This is a genomic window from Flavobacterium segetis (assembly GCF_900129575.1).
Classification (GTDB): domain Bacteria; phylum Bacteroidota; class Bacteroidia; order Flavobacteriales; family Flavobacteriaceae; genus Flavobacterium; species Flavobacterium segetis.
On sequence record NZ_FQWE01000003.1, the window covers coordinates 181,767 to 203,864 of the forward strand.

General features: G+C 32.8%; 16 protein-coding genes. 3 read left to right on the forward strand and 13 right to left on the reverse strand.

Annotated features, from left to right (window positions below; genetic code table 11):
- The first annotated feature begins 208 nt into the window (after positions 1–208).
- A complete protein-coding gene (locus BUA99_RS05160) occupies positions 209–676 on the forward strand; it encodes a CYTH domain-containing protein (RefSeq protein WP_072989152.1) in 468 nt (155 codons plus the stop codon).
- Here BUA99_RS05160 and BUA99_RS05165 read toward each other — a convergent pair whose 3' ends face one another.
- From BUA99_RS05165 to uvrC, 12 genes are all read right to left on the reverse strand, one after another.
- Positions 677–1,159, reverse strand: a complete 483-nt coding sequence (locus BUA99_RS05165; RefSeq protein WP_072989154.1) for a septal ring lytic transglycosylase RlpA family protein — start codon at positions 1,157–1,159, stop codon at positions 677–679.
- A gap of 82 nt (positions 1,160–1,241) precedes the next feature.
- A complete protein-coding gene (locus BUA99_RS05170; protein WP_072989156.1) occupies positions 1,242–1,664 on the reverse strand; it encodes a hypothetical protein in 423 nt (140 codons plus the stop codon).
- Positions 1,665–1,757: 93 nt separating this feature from the next.
- Positions 1,758–5,018, reverse strand: coding sequence for a TonB-dependent receptor (locus BUA99_RS05175; RefSeq protein ID WP_072989727.1), 3,261 nt, complete (start codon positions 5,016–5,018; stop codon positions 1,758–1,760).
- A gap of 365 nt (positions 5,019–5,383) precedes the next feature.
- On the reverse strand, positions 5,384–7,027 hold the full coding sequence (pgi, locus tag BUA99_RS05180; protein WP_072989159.1) for a glucose-6-phosphate isomerase: 1,644 nt from the start codon (positions 7,025–7,027) through the stop codon (positions 5,384–5,386).
- A gap of 172 nt (positions 7,028–7,199) precedes the next feature.
- Positions 7,200–8,420: a M23 family metallopeptidase gene (locus BUA99_RS05185; RefSeq protein ID WP_072989161.1), complete on the reverse strand. Its 1,221-nt coding sequence runs from the start codon at positions 8,418–8,420 to the stop codon at positions 7,200–7,202.
- Positions 8,421–8,440: 20 nt separating this feature from the next.
- Positions 8,441–9,376, reverse strand: coding sequence for a tryptophan 2,3-dioxygenase family protein (locus BUA99_RS05190; RefSeq protein ID WP_072989164.1), 936 nt, complete (start codon positions 9,374–9,376; stop codon positions 8,441–8,443).
- Between the two features lie 2 nt (positions 9,377–9,378).
- On the reverse strand, positions 9,379–10,146 hold the full coding sequence (locus BUA99_RS05195; protein ID WP_072989166.1) for a DUF3108 domain-containing protein: 768 nt from the start codon (positions 10,144–10,146) through the stop codon (positions 9,379–9,381).
- A 294-nt stretch (positions 10,147–10,440) separates the two neighbouring features.
- Entirely contained in the window at positions 10,441–11,601 is a 1,161-nt protein-coding gene (gene hppD / locus BUA99_RS05200) for a 4-hydroxyphenylpyruvate dioxygenase (protein ID WP_072989168.1), read from the reverse strand.
- A 262-nt stretch (positions 11,602–11,863) separates the two neighbouring features.
- The gene (locus BUA99_RS15335; protein WP_317045031.1) at positions 11,864–12,040 is read right to left on the reverse strand and encodes a four helix bundle protein; all 177 of its coding nucleotides are present in this window, start codon (positions 12,038–12,040) and stop codon (positions 11,864–11,866) included.
- A gap of 107 nt (positions 12,041–12,147) precedes the next feature.
- A complete protein-coding gene (locus BUA99_RS05210) occupies positions 12,148–13,305 on the reverse strand; it encodes a homogentisate 1,2-dioxygenase (protein WP_072989171.1) in 1,158 nt (385 codons plus the stop codon).
- A gap of 274 nt (positions 13,306–13,579) precedes the next feature.
- Positions 13,580–15,841, reverse strand: coding sequence for a patatin-like phospholipase family protein (locus BUA99_RS05215; RefSeq protein WP_084673487.1), 2,262 nt, complete (start codon positions 15,839–15,841; stop codon positions 13,580–13,582).
- A 121-nt stretch (positions 15,842–15,962) separates the two neighbouring features.
- Complete coding sequence (gene uvrC / locus BUA99_RS05220) at positions 15,963–17,756, reverse strand: excinuclease ABC subunit UvrC (RefSeq protein WP_072989173.1); 1,794 nt, start codon at positions 17,754–17,756, stop codon at positions 15,963–15,965.
- A 131-nt stretch (positions 17,757–17,887) separates the two neighbouring features.
- Between uvrC and BUA99_RS05225 the strand changes: the two genes are divergently transcribed.
- Positions 17,888–18,871: a succinylglutamate desuccinylase/aspartoacylase family protein gene (locus BUA99_RS05225; protein WP_072989176.1), complete on the forward strand. Its 984-nt coding sequence runs from the start codon at positions 17,888–17,890 to the stop codon at positions 18,869–18,871.
- 11 nt (positions 18,872–18,882) lie between these two features.
- Entirely contained in the window at positions 18,883–19,446 is a 564-nt protein-coding gene (locus tag BUA99_RS05230) for a 5-formyltetrahydrofolate cyclo-ligase (protein ID WP_072989178.1), read from the forward strand.
- Positions 19,447–19,519: 73 nt separating this feature from the next.
- Here the strand turns inward: BUA99_RS05230 and BUA99_RS05235 are convergent, their stop codons facing one another.
- A complete protein-coding gene (locus tag BUA99_RS05235; protein ID WP_072989181.1) occupies positions 19,520–21,991 on the reverse strand; it encodes a zinc-dependent metalloprotease in 2,472 nt (823 codons plus the stop codon).
- Between the last annotated feature and the right edge of the window lie 107 nt (positions 21,992–22,098).

A 22,098-nucleotide genomic window follows, 5' to 3' on the forward strand; every position in this document is an offset into this window, starting at 1 on the left:
ATACAAATCAGTAATAGAAATTCGCTAAATAATTATTAAAATAAATTACAATACTAAAATAAATAATGGGTTCGAGAATAGCGCTGTTTTCTCGTTATATTTATTTTAAAGAGATCAACAATAAAGAGCTCTAATTCATAATTAAGATGGAAATTTTCTATAAGATTTGAAGATATTAAATCGTAATAAAGACTTAAACAAAAGTGAAATGATAGAAATAGAAAGAAAATTTTTAGTCTCAAATGACTCCTTTATAGAACAAGCTTTTGTAAAAAATAAAATTAGTCAAGGTTACCTGAGTTCAGTCCCTGAGCGAACGGTTCGTGTAAGGATTAAAGGAGATGTTGGATTTTTAACAATAAAAGGCGCTTCTAGTAAAAGTGGGTTATCCCGTTATGAGTGGGAAAAAGAGATTTCATTAAACGATGCTGAAAACTTATTACTTCTATGCGAACCAGGAGTCATTGAAAAAACTAGGTATGAAGTAATATCAGGGAATCATACATTTGAAATAGATGTGTTCTACGGCGATAATAAAGGATTAATAATTGCTGAAATAGAACTTACTGCAGAGATGGAATACTTTGAACTGCCAGATTGGATTGGTGCTGAAGTGACAGGTGACGTGAAGTACTACAACTCCTTTTTAAGTCAAAATCCGTTTAAAAACTGGTGATTATTTTTCTATTATTTCCATAGTAACTAATATTCCTCCACTTCCCTTATTGGTTGCAATATCCATAAAAGCCCGTTTAGACAAGTCAATTTCCCTAGACTTTACAAACGGACCACGATCCGTAACTTCAACCACCACCCATTTCCCGTTTTTTTCATTAGTTACTTTTACCCGAGTTCCAAAAGGTAATTTTTTATGTGCTGCCGTGTATTTATTATTATCAAATCTAACTCCGCTTGCAGTTTTTTTTCCCGTAAATTTATCAGCATAGTAGGACGCGTGAACTGTTTTTTTATATAGTTTAAAAATTTCTAACACAGCAATAATCGAGTCTGTTTTTTTTTCTTGAATTTCAGCAATAATTTTATTTTTCCTCACGCTATCTTTTTGAACGGATACTTTAGTAGAACCTGTCTTTAAGTTTTGTGAATTCATTAATGTAAAAGCGGCAAGCAAAAGAAATAAAGTTAATGACTTTTTCATATATGTTTTATTATTGAATTTTAAATTGCAAAAACTATACCTAGATAAAAAAAGCTCTATTTCTAGAGCTTTTCAGGTTTTATTACAACCACATTGACCATGGTATTCTACTTAAAATCAGCAATAAACCAATACCATAAAAAATAGAAAACGTTTTAAATTTAGATTCTGAAGTTATTAATTTTTTATGTTTTGACCATCCTATTGTAATTAATGCTATTGCAATAATATTTATTAACGGGTGCTCTAACGATGTTAAGCGTAACGCTTTATCAGCCATATTCCCTAACGATGCAAAACCTAAAGGAGAAACAAAATATAAGATAAGACCAACTAATAATTGTATGTGGATTGCGATTAAAGCTATGAGTGCAATTTTTCTATCAGTAGCTGTAAACTCTCTTTTTGAGAACATTCCCACTAAGGAGCTTACTACTGCAATTACTAATATTAAAAGTGCCAAGTAAGCCCAGCCCGAGTGAAATTTTTGAATAAAATTGTACATAAATAAAGTTTTTGTTTTGAACAAATATAATAAAAAAAGGCATAAAAAAACCCTCATTTAATTGAAATGAGGGTTTTTTATTTTTAAATTAAACTAGTTGAAAGTATAACGAACACCAGTTTGCATTTGCCATCTTGAAGAGTTCAAACCTACATCATCAGCTTGATTAATTCTTGTCGCAGCATCAGGATTGAATCTAAATGTTGGAGTCGTTCCGTTAGGTAAAAAACCAATTTGTTGGATTAACTGAACTTGGTCAACATTAGTAAAATATCTTTTACCCCAATTTTTATTTAAAAGATTCGTAAAGTTAAATATATCAGCAGTAAATTCTATTGTATGTTTCTTTTTACCAACGTTTAAAGTAAATTCTTGAGCAAATTTTAAATCAATAACATGACTCGTTTTTAAACGATCACCATTACGTTCCGCATAATTGCCTTTCCTTCCTCTTAGGTATTCATTTCCTTCAATGAAAGCACTTAATGCATCCCATTGTTGGTCAGCTGTTAACCCGCCAGTTTCGCTTACTAAAATAATCTCGGACTTTGCTGCAGGAATATATATTAATGCTGAGCTAGAGAAAGTATCTTGCAACAAGTTTCCTCTGTCAGCGTAAACATAGCTAAATGGTGTGCCTTGAGCTCCTTCATAGAAAAAACCAATTCTTGACTTCGTAAAACTATTCCACTTGATAGTAGCATTACCGTTAGAAACAATCCTTCTTCCTGGATCAAAATCAGATCTCGAAAGCGATAAATTATTAGCCCCATTAACTGTTTCAGTATTTCTCCACTGTGAACTGTTTTGAGATGAGGTTGCATCTAGTAGAACAGTCGACTTTCCATAAGAATAAGTTGCAGAAATATTAGCATCTATAAAATCAGATCTATAATTTTTAGCTAATGTAAAAGCCACATTATAAGCTTTACCTTCGCTTGTATTAGAACCTAAATAGATTCCTTCATAAGTTGGATCAACACGTGACCTACCATTGTAACGAGGTCGTGTGTCAGCACCAGTCAAATTACTTGAAGCACTTTTAATATTTAAATTCTCGTAAGTAACAGCACTAATATTATCGTTATATGTAATTTCAGAACTTAGAACAAAACCTAAAGGTAATTTTTGATCAACACCAAAACTTGCTTTAAATACTTGTGGTAATCTAAAATCTTTTGCAAATAAGTTAATATCTCCACCTGTACGACCGGAACCCGGTCTAGGGAATGACGCAGGAAGCGGAGCAATCTGACTTGCAACACTAGTATTTGGATTGAAGAATGGCATCGAAGCAGGTTTAACATTACTCTGAGGTGTAGTTATTAAAATAGCTCCTTGAGTAATACCATTGTTATTATACGTTCCGCCTGGCCACACTAATGGTAATCTTGAAGTAAAAATTCCAACACCACCTCTAATTTGAGTATCTTTTTTACCATTCACATCATAATTAAAACCGACACGTGGAGCAATATGGGGATTTGTTCTGATACGATCTCCTACACTTGCTCCTTGTAAATTTTTACCCGCAGCTTGCAATATCGCTATTGTTCTATTGTTGAAATCTGCATTTACAGTTCCTTGTTCCCATACTGGAACATCAACTCTTACTCCATAAGACAACTTAAAATTCTCAGTTAATCGCATTTCATTTTGAAGATACACACCAAATTGCTTCGTTCCAAATTCAGCTGCTCCCAGAGAGTTGTCGCCATCACCGCCAATTAAGGAATAGTTCATAGCAAATGTATTTGGCTTTCTATCTAGTAAGAAATCATCTAAATTATCAAAAGTATAGGAACCAAAGTTATTTCCAAAAAATACATTTTTTGACTGTGAAAACTCATTATGAGTTCCAATGGTGATTTTGTTACGGCCAAGATTAATCTCAAAATTATCCGTAATAGTCAAAACACGTTGGTCTAATAAATTGGCAGTAGAAAATCCTTCTGCACCAAAATTAATATTATTTCTTGTACTTCCATCATTGATTCTTACCGTCGGAAATGGATTTCCAGCTGCATTTCTATCATCAGCAACATTTGTGTAGGCAACTACTAAGTTGTTTGAAAATTTGTTTCCAAACCTTGAGTTTAACTCTATCGCAGTAGAATTTGTTACAGATTTAAACGTTTGGCTACCATTAACAAAGTTAATAGTATTCGCAGATGAACGACCTGGCGAAAGTTCATCAGCAGTAACATAACTGTGTTTCAATGATAATTTATGATTATCGTTAATATTCCAGTCTAATTTTGCAATTACTTTGTCACTCACTAACGTACGGAAATTATTGTCAAAAACACCTGGATCATATCCATAAGTAGCAAGCTTAGTTTTTAATTCTCCTATTCTATTTACGGATGGTCCTAGATAAGTTGTAGGGTCAAAAGGTTGAGGAGTTGCATTATCTTGTCTCTCATAGTTAACAAAATAAAACAATTTATCTTTAATAAGAGATCCACCTGCACGAACACCGTAAGTTTGAGCGGTAAAATCAGCAAGCTTTTGTCTACCATTTGCACCAGCTAGAGAAGGAGGTGTTTTAGCAGCTAAAGATTGATCTCTGTATAAAAAATAAGCAGATCCTTCAAAATTATTTGTTCCTGAACGAGTAATTGCACTAATTGCTCCACCAGCAAAACCTGATAATTTTACATCATAAGGAGCTACGCTCACTTGAAATTGCTCAATTGCATCAATAGATATTGGGCTAACACCAGTTTGTCCACCATTAGTACCATTTGCAGCTAAACCAAAAACGTCATTACTTACAGCTCCGTCAATATAGATTGCATTGAATCTATTATTTTGACCACCAATAGATAAAACATCATCACCTCTTAGTTGCGCCTGTGGAGTTAATCTTGCAAAATCAGAAATATTTCTAGATAACGACGGTAAAGCCTGTATTTTATCTGAATTAATTACTGTTTGTGCTCCAGTTCTTTGTGAGTTAAACGTATTATCTCTCGTAGATTTTACTACTACTTCTTGTAATTCATTTGACTCTTCTGTCAAAAGAACTTTAAAAGTTTTGTTTTCACCTAACTGAAGATACACATCATTTACAACAAAATTTGAGAAGCCAACAAAGGTTACAGTAATTGAGTAAGGTCCACCAACTCTCATGTTAGAAATACTAAAATTTCCCGTGTAGTCAGTAGAAGCCGAGTAACGAGTACCTGACGGTGTGTGAACAGCAAGAATTGATGCTCCTGGTAAAGTTTGCGAATCTTTTTCGTAAACATTTCCGCTAATAGAAGAATTAGTGTTTCCCTGAGCATAAATACCAGGATTAGCGATAAATAACCCCGCTAACACAAAAAACAACTTAAATAATTTTTTCATATTGTTTGGTTTAATAATATTTGGCAAAAATATAACATTTTTATTATAGAAAGTTAACATAAGGTTAAGAATAACAACTTTTTTTCAACGAAAGTTTAAACAAAATTAATAAATGACGTTTATTGTTAAGAAAATTAAATTATTCACTTTGTTTTAAGCATAATAGTACTTTTTTTTCAATGATTTTTTAAATTACCATGATGTAATTTTTTATTTTTTTTAATGAGATTATTAGGTTTGAGCTAATTAAAATTAAAAATGCCCAAATTATTTTACAATTAGGGCATAACTATTACATGAAATCTTTAAAAAATTATACGCAAAGAGCTGTCTTTCATCAAATACGAGAATTTTAAAATAATGAATTACTTATTTTTCAAAAAGTAGTTTAATAAGAAATTAGTCGAACTATCATGTCCGTTTACAATTTCAGTATCGATTTCCTCCAAAATAGAATTTGCCAATTGTTTGCCTAGTTCAACTCCCCATTGATCAAAACTAAAAATATTCCAAATTACACCTTGTACAAATATTTTATGTTCATACATAGCAATGAGTGCACCTAAAGATTCTGGAGTTAATTTCTGTATTAAAATTGTATTCGTAGGTTTATTACCTGAGAAAACTTTAAAAGGCAGTAGGAAATTTGAGTCTTCTATGGAAAGACCTTGCATGTCAAATTCTGCTTGTACTTGTTCTTCTGATTTTCCCTGCATCAAAGCCTCAGTTTGTGCAAAAAAGTTAGACATCAATTTGTCATGATGATCTTGATCTCCATATAAAGGAGAGACATAACCTATAAAATCAGTTGGAATTAATTTTGTCCCTTGATGAATCAGTTGAAAAAAAGCATGTTGTGCATTAGTTCCCGGTTCACCCCAAATAATAGTTCCTGTTTGATAATTTACTGGCTTTCCATCACGACCCACACTTTTCCCGTTGCTTTCCATGGTACCTTGTTGCAGGTATGGCGCTAACTTTTGTAAATATTGCGTGTAAGGAATCAAAGCTTCGCTTTCAGCACCTAAAAAATTATTATACCAAACACTGAGCAACGCTAATATAATAGGCATGTTCTTATCAAAAGGGGCTTCTTTGAAATGTTTATCCATTTTATTAGCTCCTTTTAACAAGTTGTTAAAGTTCTCAAAGCCAACAGCTAGACTAATAGTAAGCCCAACGGCACTCCACAATGAAAAACGTCCTCCAACCCAATCCCACATCGGAAAAATATTTTCAAGATTAATTCCAAATTTTGTTACCTTTTCGATATTGGTGGAAACCGCAATAAAATGCTTAGCTACATCTGCTTGTTTAGCTGACTGTAGAAACCACTTTTTAATAGTTTCAGAATTAGATAATGTTTCTTGAGTAGTAAAAGTCTTAGATACTATTACAAATAATGTCGTTTCAGGATTTAATTTTTTTATAATTTCGTGCACATGATCGCCATCAACATTAGAAACAAAATGTGTTGTTAGATGATTTTTGTAAAATTGAAGTGCTTCAACTGCCATTGCAGGACCCAAATCTGAGCCGCCAATTCCTATATTTACAATATCAGTAAATGACTTACCCGTAAAGCCTTTTCGCCCGCCCGAAATGACTTCATTAGTAAACTGTTCCATTTTACGTTTAACTTCATATATTTCAGGGATTACATTAAAACCGTTAACAGCGACTACAGCAGATTCCTCTGCACGTAATGCGGTATGAAGGACAGCTCTATTTTCTGTTTGATTAATTATTGCACCATCAAAATAATCAGTGATTGCTTTTTTAAGACCTATTTGGTCAGCTAATTCAATTAATAATTGAACTGTTTTAGTATCAATTTTATTTTTAGAATAATCTAATAAAAAGTCGTTCCATTTTATATGTAACTTTTCAACTCTTTCGCTATCGTTTTGAAACAAGTCTTTTATAGAGAGATCCTGTATTTCAGCAAAATGACTTTCTAGATTTTTCCATGCACTGGTAGTTGTTGGATTTATTGTATTTAATGCCATTAAAAGGGATTTAGATATGAATTTTGCTTTCGCCAAAATTACTTAAATAGTTTTAAAGATAAATATGATTCGAAATTTATCACAATTTAGAAATTAAAGGATTTATATTTATAGATCTGAAGTCATTACTAGAAAATGACTTAAAAAGAAGGAAGTGAAACGATAATCAAACTTATAGATTCGCAATGCTATCTAATTCAAACTTTAATGGTGTAATTTTTTCGATAAAGCGAGCTCGATTATTTCCAGTCATTGGTTCTCCCGTTGGTAGTTTTAAACGTAAAGCATCTACCTGAACACCATTTTTCCAAAAACGATAACATACATGCGGACCAGTTGCAAGACCTGTACTTCCCACTAAGCCTATAACTTGGCCTTGTGTAACGCGTTGCCCCCGTCTCACTAAAATTTTTGACATGTGTAAATACTGAGTAGAATAGGTTTTGTTATGCTTAACTTTTACAAAATTTCCATTTCCAGCAGTGTACCCACTTTGTTCAACAACTCCTCCAGCGGTGGTGGTGATAGGCGTACCGCGTGGTGCTGCATAATCCGTCCCTTTGTGAGCTTTCCAGCGATGTTGCACAGGATGAAATCTACTTGAAGAAAAACGAGAGGAGATTCTACTAAATTTTATTGGAGATTTTAAAAAGAAGTTCTTTAATGTTTTGCCTTGCTCATCATAATATTCCACTTTTTCAGAATTAGGATTTTGGGCAAACGGAAAAGCGTAGATAATTTTTCCTCTATATTCGAAAAATGAGGCTTCCAATTCCTCAACTCCATCATAAATAGTATCATTTATAAAGCGTTCTGTAAAAGTAAGAGCGAAACGATCACCCTTCTTCAATTTCATAAAATCAATAGAATATGCATAAATTTTAGCAATTTTGCTTGCTAGAGCGCCTTCAATTTTAGCATTACCCAAGGTTTCAGATAAAGATTCTTTTAAGACACCGCCAATTGATCGTCTCTTAAGTGTAAGTGGTTTAGTCTTTTTATAGGCAACAACTGTAGAATCCCTAAAATCTACAACATAGTAATTTAAAGCATCAGGCTGGTAGATAAAGACCTGTAAATCATGTTTTTTATTTTTTGATCGCAATAACGTAAAAGGCTTATTATATCGAATAGATCGAACGCTGAAAGAATCTTTTATTGCAGCAGTAATATCGTAAATTCTTCTATTTCCAATAGATTGCTTATCAATTATAGTCCCAAAGGTATCCCCTTTTCTTATCGTGTCTTGAACGACATTAAAATCAGCATAAACGAAACCAAATTCTACCTTTTTTGGGATAACTTTTATTATTTTTTTCTCTTTTATTTCCTTTGTTTTATCACATGACACCAAAGAGAATAACGCTATTATAATTATGAATATTTGTTTCAAACCTTACTATTTTTTTCAGTCTACATTTCCACTCCCCAATTTTCTAACTCGTGACTACTCCATAATTCTGGGAAGAAAATTCTTCTTTGATATTTAGGATGCATGTATTTTTTCCAGTCACTACCGCCAGTTGCTTCGCCATCACCCTTTCCACTTTGATCGATGTATTTTTTAGCCGTATTTAAATGTTGCATAACCCAAGTTATATTGACCGTATGGTCATAATGACGCATTGCTTGTACTAATTCCGGGTTTCTTTGATCTAAATCAGGCAATTGTCTAAATTTTTGCCAAATATTTATAGTGTTATATTCTTCCATGTGATTGAGAAAATTTTTTTTATATTTATTCTCGAATTCAGTTAACAAAAATGACTTTTTCCCGGTATGATAATCTTTGCCGGCGCCTTGCCAGTACAAATGCTCAAAAGCAAATTCATAAGAAGTGTCTCTATTAATAGTATTTCTATAACGGCTGTCAATCAAATTTATTAGATCTGTAGAACAAAACTCAATCATACGGTATTGTGCGCTTTGGAAACCACTGGCCGGTGTCAAAGTATTTCTAAATTTCATGTACTGCTCTACTTCCATTCCGTCGCCCATAATACTAAAGGAAGTGGTTAGCATATCAAAATAACGACTAATTCTCATTAATCTTTCGGTAAAAAATACCGTATCAATATGTTCACAGTAAGAAATTTGCTTCATTTCCCACAAAATCATTTTAAAAATTAACTCATTTACCTGATGATACATGATAAATACCATTTCATCAGGAAGGGTTGTTCTTTGAGTTTGAAGGTTCAGTAGTGCATCTGTCTGAATATAATCCCAATAAGTTATGGGTTTTGACCAGAGCAATCCTTCGAGTTGTGTATCTGTCTTTTGATTTATAGCTTGATACTTGAGCTCAATTTGTTTTAAAAGGTAATCTGTATTATCATTACTACTCATTCTTATTTTGTTTTAAAAGGATATTTTAGTCCCTTGTATCCATCTAAATCTGCCTTGATTGAACCCACGGCAAGACTTGCTTTTATTCGAAGTGGTAATTTATTACTGTCATCTGAAATCCAAACAGTTAAACTCTCTTGTTCTTTGAACACACGTCCTGATTGTACTAAAGGCCGAAAAATCATAGCTTGTACATCCCCAAATTTAGTATTTATATTTTCTCGTCCAATAAATTTTAGCTTAAATTTTGTAGTTTCATCATCAAAAAACATATCAATTACGATAGCTTCACCTACTTTTAACTTATCAATATTAGGATGATTCCTTAAATAATAAAATGTAGACAAAATGTCCTGCGTGTTTTTTGGTACCATTAAGGTTTTTTCTGTTTTATTCTTGTAATCTTTAACAACTACTTTATTAGTGGACTGATTGAAAAAACCTTCTTGATTTTTTGTGTATCCACCTTCATTAATTTTTCTTACAAACTGATAGGGATTACCCGTTTCTTTGTCAATATAACTTTCGTATAAATCATCGACTTTAAAAAAAAACCGAGACATGCCTGTTGTATAACCTTTACCTACTACATGAAAGGTTTTTTTATTATTTAAAATGGCATCCTTAACTTCGAGGGTTGCATAACCAGCATTCACAATACCGTAATGGATTCTTAACTTAAACCATTCTCCAGCATCGTAAGCATCTTCTTGCGGTGCGTCAAAACTTACGGTGGTGATAAGGATAAAAAGGAGTATTATTTTTTTCATTGTTTGTATTTATCTAATTCCAAGGTTGGATTGCAATATTTGTTCCAAATATATTAAAACAAAAAAACTCAGTCAAATAATGACTGAGTTTTCATGCTATTAACTAACCAAAAAACTATAAATTATGAAATTTATATCAAATTAGGAAGGAAACCACCCCTTCCAGTTTTGCGAGTGCAAAGGTAGCTAACAAATCCATTAATAATTTAATAAAAAAACACTTTAACACAATATATATCAAAAAACGTACACAAATTAGTGTAAAATTTCACATAATGCAAAAATAACTAATATCTATAACGTTCCGCGTAATGCTTGTTCTCTCTCAATTGATTCAAAAAGTGCTTTAAAGTTACCCGCACCAAAACCTTTAGCTCCCATTCGCTGAATTATTTCAAAAAATAGAGTTGGCCTATCCTGCACTGGTTTTGTAAATATTTGTAGCAAATAACCCTCTTCATCAGCATCAACCATGATGGCTAGTTTTTCAATTTCATTTAAATCTTCCTTCATCATTTTCATGTGATCGCCTAATCGCTCTGGTATAGCTTGATAGTACGTGTGCGGCGGAGCTGATAAAAATTCAATTCCTCTAGCTTTTAATTGCGAAACAGTCTTAATAATATCGTCAGTTGCAATTGCGATATGCTGAATTCCTGGCCCACCGTAGAAATCTAAGTATTCTTCAATTTGTGATTTCTTCTTTCCTTCAGCTGGTTCGTTTATCGGAAATTTAATTCTTCCATTTCCATTTGACATGACTTTACTCATTAATGCAGAGTATTCAGTGTTGATTTGCTTGTCATCAAAAGACAAGAAATTTACAAATCCCATTACTTCTTCATAGAACTTAACCCAAGTATTCATTTCGTTCCAACCTACATTCCCTACCATGTGGTCAATGTATTTTAAGCCTGTTGATTCTGGGTTATAATCTGATTTCCATTCTTTGTATCCTGGTAAAAATACTCCTGTATAATTTTTTCTCTCTACAAAAATGTGAACAGTTTCTCCATAGGTATAAATTCCGGAGCGTACTACTTCCCCAAACTCATCTTTTTCGACTGTTGGCTCCATAAAAGAACGCGCACCACGCTTCATTGTTTCTTCATAAGCACTTTTAGCGTCTTCAACCCATAGAGCAGCTACTTTTACACCATCACCATGTTTTTTTAGATGTTCGTGTATAGGAGAATCCTGCGTTAAAGGTGTCGTTAATACAATTCGGATTTTATCTTGCATTAACACATAAGATGTTCTGTCTTTTACTCCTGTTTCTAGCCCTGCATAAGCTAAAGATTGATAACCAAAAGCAGTTTTATAATAATGTGCAGACTGCTTTGCATTTCCTACATAGAATTCTACGTAATCAGTTCCTAGCAAGGGCAGAAAGTCCTGAGCCCCTTCAAATATTTTTTCTAAACCGTATTCTACTGATTTTAGTTCTTTTGACATTGTTATTTTTAATTAGATAATTGATCAATTAGAAAATTAGATGCTACTCGCATCTACCCATTTTCTAATTATTCAATTTTGTTGTTGCTATTATTTTATTTAGTATTTTATTAGATACTTATAAATCCTTGAAAAGCATTTCACAATCAGGCTAGGCTTTATGCGCAGGGCATAAAATCAAGCAATATTCTGTTTTGTCCGCCTCTTTAGTCGCTATTTTTAACTTATGAATAAAATTAGCTTTACTTTCGGTATTTTGCGATTATTTTGAATTAGCCCCTATTGAAGTTCTACTTTTAAGCAATTGATTAGCAATTACAAACTTCTTTCTTTCTTGTAGTGCTTTTGTGTAATCAATTATTTTCAAAGCAAAATCAAATGTTTTAACCAGAAGGGCGTTGCCTTTATATTTTTTATTGAAAGTCCTATTTTTTACGATAGAGAATTAGTTAAAACCGATAGTTAGTCAATTATTATAAACAGAGTATTTAATACACTCCGTTTTTAATTATCTAATTTTCAAATTACCTAATTACCTAATTTTTCTTATTCTACCCATGATTTATAATACTTACCATCATCTAATCCCATGGCTTCTTCAGTTACCATTAATGGCCGAAAAGTATCAACCATGACCGCTAACTCATGCGTTTCAGTGTGACCTATGCTTCGTTCCATAGCTCCAGGAGCTGGACCATGCGGAATTCCCTTAGGATGTAATGTAATATGACCTTGCTCAATATTATTACGTGACATAAAATCACCATCTACATAATACAAAACCTCATCACTATCAATATTACTGTGATTATATGGAGCAGGAATTGATTTTGGATGGTAATCGTACAATCTTGGCACAAATGAACAAACTACAAAAGTGGCCGTCTCAAATGTTTGATGAACTGGTGGCGGTTGATGCACTCGTCCAGTAATAGGTTCAAAATTATGAATACTAAATCCGTAAGGAAAATTATAACCGTCCCAACCCACAACATCAAACGGATGTGAGGCGTAAACCACTTCATGCATCATTCCTTCTTTCTTGATTTTAATTAAAAAATCTCCTTTTTCATCGTGTGTTTCTAATTCTGTGGGTAAAATAAAATCACGCTCGCAAAAAGGTGCATGTTCTAAATGTTGACCAGACTCATTTTTATATCGTTTTGGTGTATAAAACGGAGAAAAAGATTCAACGTAGAAAAGTCTATTTTCTTCAGTATCAAAATCAATTTGATAAATCATTCCACGTGGAATGATAAGATAATCGCCATACTCAAAAGGAATATTTCCCATCATAGTACGCAACTTTCCTTTGCCTTTATGGATAAAAATCATTTCATCGGCATCGGCATTTTTATAGAAATAATCACGAAGTGATTTTCTGGGTGCTGCTAGACCTATAGTACAATCTTTGTTGATTAGCATCGCTTTTCGACTGTCTAAAAAATCATTCTCGGCTTTTAATTCAAAACCCTTTAACAGCAATGATTTTATATTTTTTCCAATGGCAATTTTTGGTTCAACCGAATAGGATTTAATAATCTCTTTTATTTGTGTAGGTCGATGCACATGATAAAGTAATGCTGAATTACCATGAAAGCCTTCTGTACCAAATAGTTGCTCATAATATAAGCCGCCAGTAGGTTTTTCAAACTGTGTGTGTCTTTTTTGGGGAATATTTCCCAATTTATGATATATGGGCATGATTTTATTTAAATTAGAAGATTATAAAAGCTTAAAGATGAGAAAATTAAATCCCCTTCCTGATTAAAATGTCATAAAGATTTATATAATTAGATAATATATAAATCCAATAAGATCCAACTAAAAAATTATCTAACTTTCTAATTAATCTCATTATCTTGCTGACTCCCTATTCAGGATTTCTCTTAATAAGAAATTGCAGATAGTCCAATAAACCTAGCCATTTCGTTTTCATAATAACAAATATCGGAAATTTTATTAATATAAATTCAATTTAAAACACAAAACCAATACTAAACCAAGTAAACCCTTTGGCTTGTTCTGGAGACCAAGAATACTTCACTTCCAATGGTCCAATAACAGATTCAAGTCCATATCCAATTGCATAACCCGAATATTCTGGAAAAGAAACCCAAGCTACTGATTCAAAAATTTTGTCTCCAGCATTTGCAAAGTTGGCGGTAAAATTAACGTGGTTTTTTCTAAAAATTTCGTAATCAATAGTTGCGGTTGACTTAATGTAACTATTAGCCACCACACTGAGATAATCGTATCCAAAAAAATACTTAAAATTATTAATTTTATTGTATCCATAACCACCCAAAATAAAATTGAAAAAAGGCACGCTTTGCTGTCCGAAAGAAAAACCGGCGTCAGTTTCTAATTTTATTGTTGCATTTTTAAATAAAGTTGCCGCAACACCAAAATCTCCTTTAACGATAGAAAAAGGCTGAAATGTTCTCGTATAATTTGATGAAATCAAATAAGACTGAACATCGCCCGCAAAATACCATCCTTTTTTAGGAAAATATTTATTATCAAAAGAATCAAATTTTAGATAGCTAAAAAGACTTAAGTAATTACTGCGGTCAATCAATGGATCAACATTAGCTAGCGTTTCGGATTTAATTTTTAGGTGTTTTAATTCGATTCCTCCTCCAATTAAGAATTTTTGAACAAATAAAGATTGAAAATACAATTGATTTGTCAAATCAGTAAAATCAACATTGATTGTGTTGACATTTGGACTCACTGCTATTATTGTGGATATTTCTTTAGCGATATTTCTATTGAATTGATCGTAATGTGATTTAAAACCAAAGCTTAAATTAAATCCGTTTTCGATATAATAATCTAAGTTGTACCTGAAATTATCACCTAAAATAATGTCTAATGAAGCTAAATCATTTTTAAAAAGTGTTTTTTTACGTGTCAAATTTATTAATACGCCACTCTTAAACAAATTGTCATAATGTAATCCAAATTTCAAATAGGTCTTAGTTGTATTTTCTTTTAAGTCAAGATTTAGGTTTAAACCTTCATTATTTTTTTCTAACGAATAGGAAATTGCACTAAAATTTTGTGTGGCATTTATATTGTTTATTCCAGTTATTAGATCATTATAATTTATTTTAGAATTTGGTTTAAATCTTAATTTTCCATTGACATATTCATTAGTATAATTTGCTAATTTATTAGTATTAATTGCCTTTATTTTCAAACTATCCGAGTGTAAAACAAGTTTTGGTTTTTTATAAGGATTTGATTCATCAACTAATTTTTTGATTTGTTCAAAAACAGCAAAGGTGGCTTCTTCTCCTTTAATAATTATTTCTTTCCCTTTATCAAAAGAGATAACCCCGTATTGAGTAATATCAGGTTTTATATAAATATCAGTATTTTTAATGTTATTTTTCATGCGTTCAATAGAATGAAGATTCGTAATTTGCACTAAAATCTTTGTTGCATCTTTTAGTTGATCTCTATCCAGTAGATCATTTTGAACATCGACACCTATAATTATATCCGCACCTAATTTACGCACTTCTTGGATAGGATAATTATTTACAACTCCCCCATCTACAAGAATTTCTCCATTAATTTCAACCGGTGAAAATAAGGACGGAAAAGACGAGCTGGCAATCATAGCTTGTGCTAAATTTCCTTTGTTAAGCAATACTTCCTTACCTGTTTCGATATTAGTGGCTATACATAAAAAAGGAATTGGGAGCTGATTAAAATCCTTGACATCTCTAACATTTCTAGTAATTCTACTTAATAAATTATAGTTGTACATTCCTTTTGACAACGCCTCAGGAATTCCAACTTTGAAGTTTTTAAATGGTAAGACAAGCGCATACAACTCTTCGTTTCTCTTTTCGTAGAAGTTTTTAGAAGATCTAGGTATAAAGTCGTTAATTAATTTACTAAAATCAGTAGACTTAAATATGGAGTCAATTTGAGCTGCATTGTATCCAGAAGCGTATAATCCGCCTATGACGGCGCCCATACTCGTGCCACCAATATAATCTATTTTCAGGCCAGCTTCTTCTAATACTTTTAAAACACCAATATGCGCAAAACCTTTAGCTCCACCACCGCTTAAAACCAAACCTATTTTTGGACGTTTTTGCTCTTGCGCACTTGAATTTTGTGACAGAAAAAGCACAGAAAACAATAGAAAGAGCACCGAAGAGAATTGTCGATATGAACCTGAATTTAAGCCCCAGATAGAAGTGAAAAGCCTTGAAAGCATAAAATCTATTTTTTCTTGAAAAAAAAGAGCGACCCTAGAAGCTCCTTTTTTTTTATTAGAAAAAAAGATTTTTTGCAGAAAGCTTAAAACGTACAGCTGGAATAGGCTCATAAAAAAAAGACTAGTTATGATTGTAAAATTCGACAATTTTTTTGGCTTTTGAAACTCCTATAATCTCAGAAATATCTTTTTCCGTGGCTAATTTCAATCTTTTAACACTTTTAAAATGTTGTATCAAGGTCAGCATCGTTTTTTCGCCAATTCCAGGAATACTTTCTATTGAAGAGTTTAACGCCGCTTTACTCCTTTTATCTCGGTGGTGTGTGATTCCAAAACGATGCGCTTCGTTCCGCAATTGCTGAATAATTTTGAGTGTTTCTGATTTTTTATCTAAATACAAAGGAATAGAATCGCCGGGATAAAATAATTCTTCTAGTCTTTTTGCGATTCCGATAATAGCAATTTTTCCCCTTAACTCTAGTTCATCTAAACTTTTAAGGGCGGCTGATAATTGCCCTTTCCCACCATCGATAATGATTAAATTAGGTAAGGGTTCATTTTCATCCAGCAATCTCTTGTATCGTCTATAAACTACTTCGGTCATGGAAGCGAAATCGTCAGGACCTTCAACAGTTTTAATATTAAAATGACGGTAATCTTTCTTGCTTGGTTTACCATCTTTGAAAACCACACATGCTGAAACGGGGTTTGTTCCTTGAATATTAGAGTTATCAAAGCATTCTATATGACGCGGCTCTACTGGTAACCGAAGGTCTTTTTGCATTTGCGCCATAATACGTTTTGTGTGGCGATCTGGATCTACAATTTGTAATTGCTTTAATTGTTCAATACGATAAAACTTGGCATTCCTGATGGATAAATCTAAAATTTGCTTTTTGTCGCCTAGTTGTGGGACAGTTACTTTTACATTTTCACCAACTTCAACAGGAAATGGAACTATAATTTCGCGGGACAATAAATGAAAGCGCTCACGGAGTTCGATAATAGCTAATTCTAACAATTCTTCGTCAGTTTCATCTAATTTTTTCTTTATTTCCATGGTATGCGAACGTATAATGGAGCCATGAGCAATTTGCAAAAAATTGATGTAAGCGGCACTCTCGTCAGAAACGATGGAGAAAACGTCAATATTGCTAATTTTAGGATTTACAATCGTAGAACGCGATTGATAATTTTCGAGTATTTCAATTTTTTCTTTGATTTTTTGAGCTTCTTCAAAGTGCATATCAGCGGCGAGATTAATCATCACACGCTTGAAATCCTTCATACTTTCTTTAAAATTTCCTTTTAAAATTTCGCGAATTGCGTCTACCTGTTTTTGATAATTTTCTAGCGATTCATGACCTTCACATGGCCCCATACAGTTACCAATGTGATATTCGAGACAAACCTTGAATTTTCCACTTTCAATATTGCTTTTACTCAAATCATAATTGCAAGTTCGAAGCGGATAAAGTTCTTTTATAAGATCTAAAATAGTACTAACCGTTTTGAAGCTGGTATAAGGTCCAAAATATTCTGAGCCATCTTTGACCATTCTTCTGGTGGCAAAAATGCGAGAAAAAGGTTCTTTTTTGATACACAACCACGGATAACTTTTATCATCTCGCAACAACACATTATAGCGTGGCTGTAAGGTTTTGATCAAATTGTTTTCCAATAAAAGTGCATCCGTTTCGGTAGGAACCACAATGTGCTTTATAGTTACAATCTTCTTTACGAGCACATTGGTTTTAGCTGTATCGTGAATTTTATTAAAATACGAAGAAACTCGTTTTTTTAAATTTTTGGCTTTACCTACATATAAAATTTTACCATCCTTATCGTAATATTGGTATACACCGGGATTATCTGGTAAAGTTTGGATTTGAAGAGCTAAAGCGGTTGGAGTCATAGAACAAAGTTAATGGCAAAAATTGCGAAATACAAACTAAAATTTTCTTAAATAGTGATGGCAAAAGTTTTAGGATAAATTTAGTTCGTAATTGGTTATTATGGTTATTTTTATCTTTTTAAGATATAATGATGAAAATTAATACTACTCCTATTGTTCTTTTTGGCGAAAGCATAATGCCTGGCGAAAATAAAACGATTAATGTTGAAATCGCCAGATTGCACACCACTACAAAACTAAACATTCCTGTCATTGTACGGCGTTCTAAAATTGATGGTCCTGTAATGCTTTTCTCTGCAGGAATTCATGGTGACGAAATCAACGGTGTTGAAATCGTACGACAACTCATTCGCACCAAAATAAATAAACCAAAAAGAGGAACAATTATTTGTATTCCAATAGTTAACGTTTTCGGTTTTGTAAACAAATCAAGGGAATTTCCTGATGGACGGGATTTAAATCGTGTTTTTCCAGGTAGTAAAACGGGCTCATTGGCTAGTAGATTTGCGTTTCACATTATAACTGAAATTATGACTGTCGTAAATTATGCTGTAGATTTTCATGCCGGTGGAGCGAGCCGTTTCAATGCGCCACAAATTAGAATTGCACCAGATAATCCCGATTTAAAGCTTCTCGCTGATGTATTTAACGCACCATTTACGTTGTATTCTAAAAATATTTCAGGTTCATTTAGAAATACAAGTGAAAAATTAGGTGTAAAGATGTTGTTATTTGAAGGAGGGAAATCTCTTGATATAAATACTGCAATTGCTGAAGAAGGAATCGAGGGAGCAAAACGCTTGTTGGCTCATTTAGATATGTTAGACCAAAAACATTACATTCCCCAACAACAATCGAACACTATTTACATTGAAAAATCAGGTTGGATACGTGCTAAATGTTCAGGATTGTTACATGATTGTAACATGATAGGCACTTTTGTGAAAAAAGGAACTGTTCTCGCAATCATAACTGATCCATACGGAAAATTTGAACGAAAAGTAAAAGCACCTAATGATGGTTACATTATCAATGCTAATCATTCGCCTATCGTATATCAAGGTGACGCAATTTATCATTTATCAAACGCTTTAGATACCGAAGAAGGAGAATAAATACTTTTAAAATGAAAAAATCAGAAATAAGATTAAAATATAAAGGGTTACGAAAAGAATTTTCTGAAAGAGAAATAGAGGAAATAAGTTTGGCTATTGCCAATAATCTACTCAAACTTCCTATCTGGCAAAAAACATATTTCCATATTTTCCTTCCAATAACAGAGCATAATGAAGTAAATACTGAGTTTATTTTACATTTACTTTCAGGTAAAGACAAAGAAATTATTATTTCTAAAAGTGATTTTGAGACTAGAAATATGACTCATTATTTATTGACTGATAATACTAAAATTAAGAAAAATACATATAATATTCCTGAACCAGTTGATGGAATCGAAGTGCCATCAATCAAAATACAAGTTGTATTTGTTCCACTTTTAGCTTTTGACAAAAAAGGTCATCGAGTAGGTTACGGGAAGGGATTCTATGATAAATTTTTATCTAAATGCAGGCCGCAAACGATTAAAATAGGATTATCATTTTTTGAAGCAGAAGAACTGATCGAAGATATTTTTGAAGGAGATGTGCAATTGGATTATTGTGTGACACCCGAGAAAGTTTACAAATTTTAATTTTCATAATAATAAAAAGGAGCCCTATTACATATAGAGCTCCTTTACTTATTTATGCTAAAACTGAATCTTGTTATTTAGGGTCTAATATTTTCTCAATACGTTTGATACAATCTTGGTAATGATATTTCGTTTCTGTGTTTACGGCAACGTTTTTAGCTGCTGATAGCGAAGTTTTTAATAAATTTAATTCGCCTCTAACTAGTCCTCTCACATCAGATTGAGAAACGTTATAATAATCTCTTGATGATCCTGCTTTTAATTCTTCAATCATCAAGAAACTCATTCTTTCAATATAGGAACGCTGCAAATTTCTTCTATAAATAGTAACATTCGATCCTGAGCTAGCTTCTTTCCAGATCCCTTTTCGCATGTCTTGAAGTAAATCTAAAGCATTATAATTATTAGCTCCTACAATTTCTGTGTCTATCAGTCGACCCATTCGTTCAAAACTCAATACATTATTCAAATGACGCACTTGCAAACTTCTAAAACGTTCGGTGTAACCAGAATAATCAATATTTTTTAGTGTTCCTAGATTAACTAACCAAGTTGGAGATGCAAAAGCATTCGTTTGTAACCACTGCATCGCTTCTTGTTGTTTTATCTTTGGCACCACATTATAAACGCTACCTTTTTCATTTGGTTTTTTAATATTCTCAAAAACTCCACCTACATTGGTCACGACATGTCCTACATATCTACCCCAAACATCTAACATTTCTTTATACAACTCGTCTAAATCCTCGTAATTATTAGTTACATCACTGGTCCATTTTGACAAATTTGCAGCAACAAATTCTAAGTTTTTAAGGCCGTAAGTACTTGCTTTCATTGAATTATTTCCAATATCTTCTGTTTGTGATGTAGGGTCAAAACTACTGCTTTGTTTACCAAATCTATAATTTAAATCTCCCGCTTTCTCTAAAATCCATTTGTCTAATGTAGGAACTTCAGCTTCTGGAGAAGTAGCATTTGGTATTACACGATATCCCCAGTTTAAAGCATAATAATCATAAGGTCCCATTTGGCGAATAAAACGAATCCCTTTGTCACCAGGCTGAGCGATATAATTAAAACGAGCATAATCCATTAAACTAGCAGCAATTCCGCTTTTTTGAGTGAAAGGTCCATTTCTATAATTTTCTATCTCGTAAGCGCTACTTGCTCCCATATTATGTGGAAAACCAAGTGCGTGACCTACCTCATGAGCAATTACAAATCGCATCATTTCACCCATTTCTTCATCAGACGTATTTAAAGTTCTCGCAGAAGGATTTGCCGCACCTGTTTCTAGTAAATACCTATTTCTATACGAACGTAAATGATTGTGGTACCAAATTACATCACTCTCAATAATTTCACCTGTTCTAGGATCAGAAACACTTGGCCCAACTGCATTTCTAGTCGTACTCGCTACATAACGAATTACAGAATACCGAATATCCTCTGGACTGAAGTCAGGATCTTCCTCTTTTGTGGGTGGATCTTTAGCGATAATTGCGTTTTTGAAACCTGCTGATTCAAAAGGTTTTTGCCATTCTTCAATACCTTGTTTAATGTACTTGCGCAATTTTTCAGGTGTAGCTGGATCTATATAGTAAACAATTGGCTTGATTGGTTCTACTAGTTCTCCTCTTGCGTAAGCTTCAGGATCTTTTGGCTCCAACCTCCAACGGCGGATAAAAGTTTTACTATCTGATTTTAATTCATTACTTCCGTAGTCTATTTGGTTCATTGTGAACCAACCCACTCTTGGATCAGCTAATCTTGGTTGCATTGGTACTTCTGGCAATAAAATCATTGATTGGTTCATCTGGATACTTATTGTCTCAGCATCTTTCATTACTGGAGGATTTGATGCATTATAAGTGAAATCTTGAACGACTTCAATATTCATTGGAAAACTCTTCATGGCTGTAATAAAACTACGAGAATCATCTAGTCCTTTTACTTTATATGATTCACGCATCGAAGCCGAAAGTCCGCTGATTGCTTTTACGTCAGTACTATAAAACTTTGTTACATCAATAACCGTATTCTCGGCGTTTGTGCTAAAAGCGACAATATCAAAAGCAAATAAAATAGGCTCATAATTATTGTTTTTTACAGAAAGACTAATTGGCAAACTAGGATCTGCAACAGCGCTATATGATTTTACTTTTAGCAGCACCTTATCTTGAAAACGCTGCCAAACTACCAATTGCTCATTGGTTTCAGAACCTGCATTAACATAACCTCCGCCCAAATCAGAAGGTAATTTAGACAACCGACTTACCAATAGCATGTCTTTATCTAAAAGTTTGTTAGGGATTTCAAAATAGTATTTTTTATCAACTTTATGCACCATAAAAAGTCCATCATCAGATTTAGCTTCCTTAGTAATCACTTTACTATATTCCTTTATCGTGGTTTCTGGTTTTTTTTCAGCAGTAGCTGCAGCTAATTTTGCTTGCTTCTCTTTTTCTTTTTTAGACTGCGCAAATTGTGTTGTAGGAAGTAATAAAAGTGCTGTAAATACAGTTAAAATAAAAAACTTTTTCATTTATTATTTTTTAATGGTTATTGATAACCAAAAATAAATTTTAGAGTCTGATAACTAACAATTGTTTAATAATTTAACAATTTATTAACTATTGACGATTAAAATAT

What these genes read in the sequence shown, in the direction of transcription:
- BUA99_RS05190 (WP_072989164.1), bottom strand. Translation starts at nt 9,376, where the DNA reads ATGAGTAGTAATGATAATACAGATTACCTTTTAAAACAAATTGAGCTC.
- BUA99_RS05215 (WP_084673487.1), bottom strand. Translation starts at nt 15,841, where the DNA reads ATGCTTTCAAGGCTTTTCACTTCTATCTGGGGCTTAAATTCAGGTTCA.
- BUA99_RS05165 (WP_072989154.1), bottom strand. Translation starts at nt 1,159, where the DNA reads ATGAAAAAGTCATTAACTTTATTTCTTTTGCTTGCCGCTTTTACATTA.
- BUA99_RS05225 (WP_072989176.1), top strand. Translation starts at nt 17,888, where the DNA reads ATGAAAATTAATACTACTCCTATTGTTCTTTTTGGCGAAAGCATAATG.
- uvrC (WP_072989173.1), bottom strand. Translation starts at nt 17,756, where the DNA reads ATGACTCCAACCGCTTTAGCTCTTCAAATCCAAACTTTACCAGATAAT.
- BUA99_RS05195 (WP_072989166.1), bottom strand. Translation starts at nt 10,146, where the DNA reads ATGAAAAAAATAATACTCCTTTTTATCCTTATCACCACCGTAAGTTTT.
- BUA99_RS05210 (WP_072989171.1), bottom strand. Translation starts at nt 13,305, where the DNA reads ATGCCCATATATCATAAATTGGGAAATATTCCCCAAAAAAGACACACA.
- BUA99_RS05175 (WP_072989727.1), bottom strand. Translation starts at nt 5,018, where the DNA reads ATGAAAAAATTATTTAAGTTGTTTTTTGTGTTAGCGGGGTTATTTATC.
- BUA99_RS05235 (WP_072989181.1), bottom strand. Translation starts at nt 21,991, where the DNA reads ATGAAAAAGTTTTTTATTTTAACTGTATTTACAGCACTTTTATTACTT.
- BUA99_RS05170 (WP_072989156.1), bottom strand. Translation starts at nt 1,664, where the DNA reads ATGTACAATTTTATTCAAAAATTTCACTCGGGCTGGGCTTACTTGGCA.
- hppD (WP_072989168.1), bottom strand. Translation starts at nt 11,601, where the DNA reads ATGTCAAAAGAACTAAAATCAGTAGAATACGGTTTAGAAAAAATATTT.
- BUA99_RS05160 (WP_072989152.1), top strand. Translation starts at nt 209, where the DNA reads ATGATAGAAATAGAAAGAAAATTTTTAGTCTCAAATGACTCCTTTATA.
- BUA99_RS05230 (WP_072989178.1), top strand. Translation starts at nt 18,883, where the DNA reads ATGAAAAAATCAGAAATAAGATTAAAATATAAAGGGTTACGAAAAGAA.
- pgi (WP_072989159.1), bottom strand. Translation starts at nt 7,027, where the DNA reads ATGGCATTAAATACAATAAATCCAACAACTACCAGTGCATGGAAAAAT.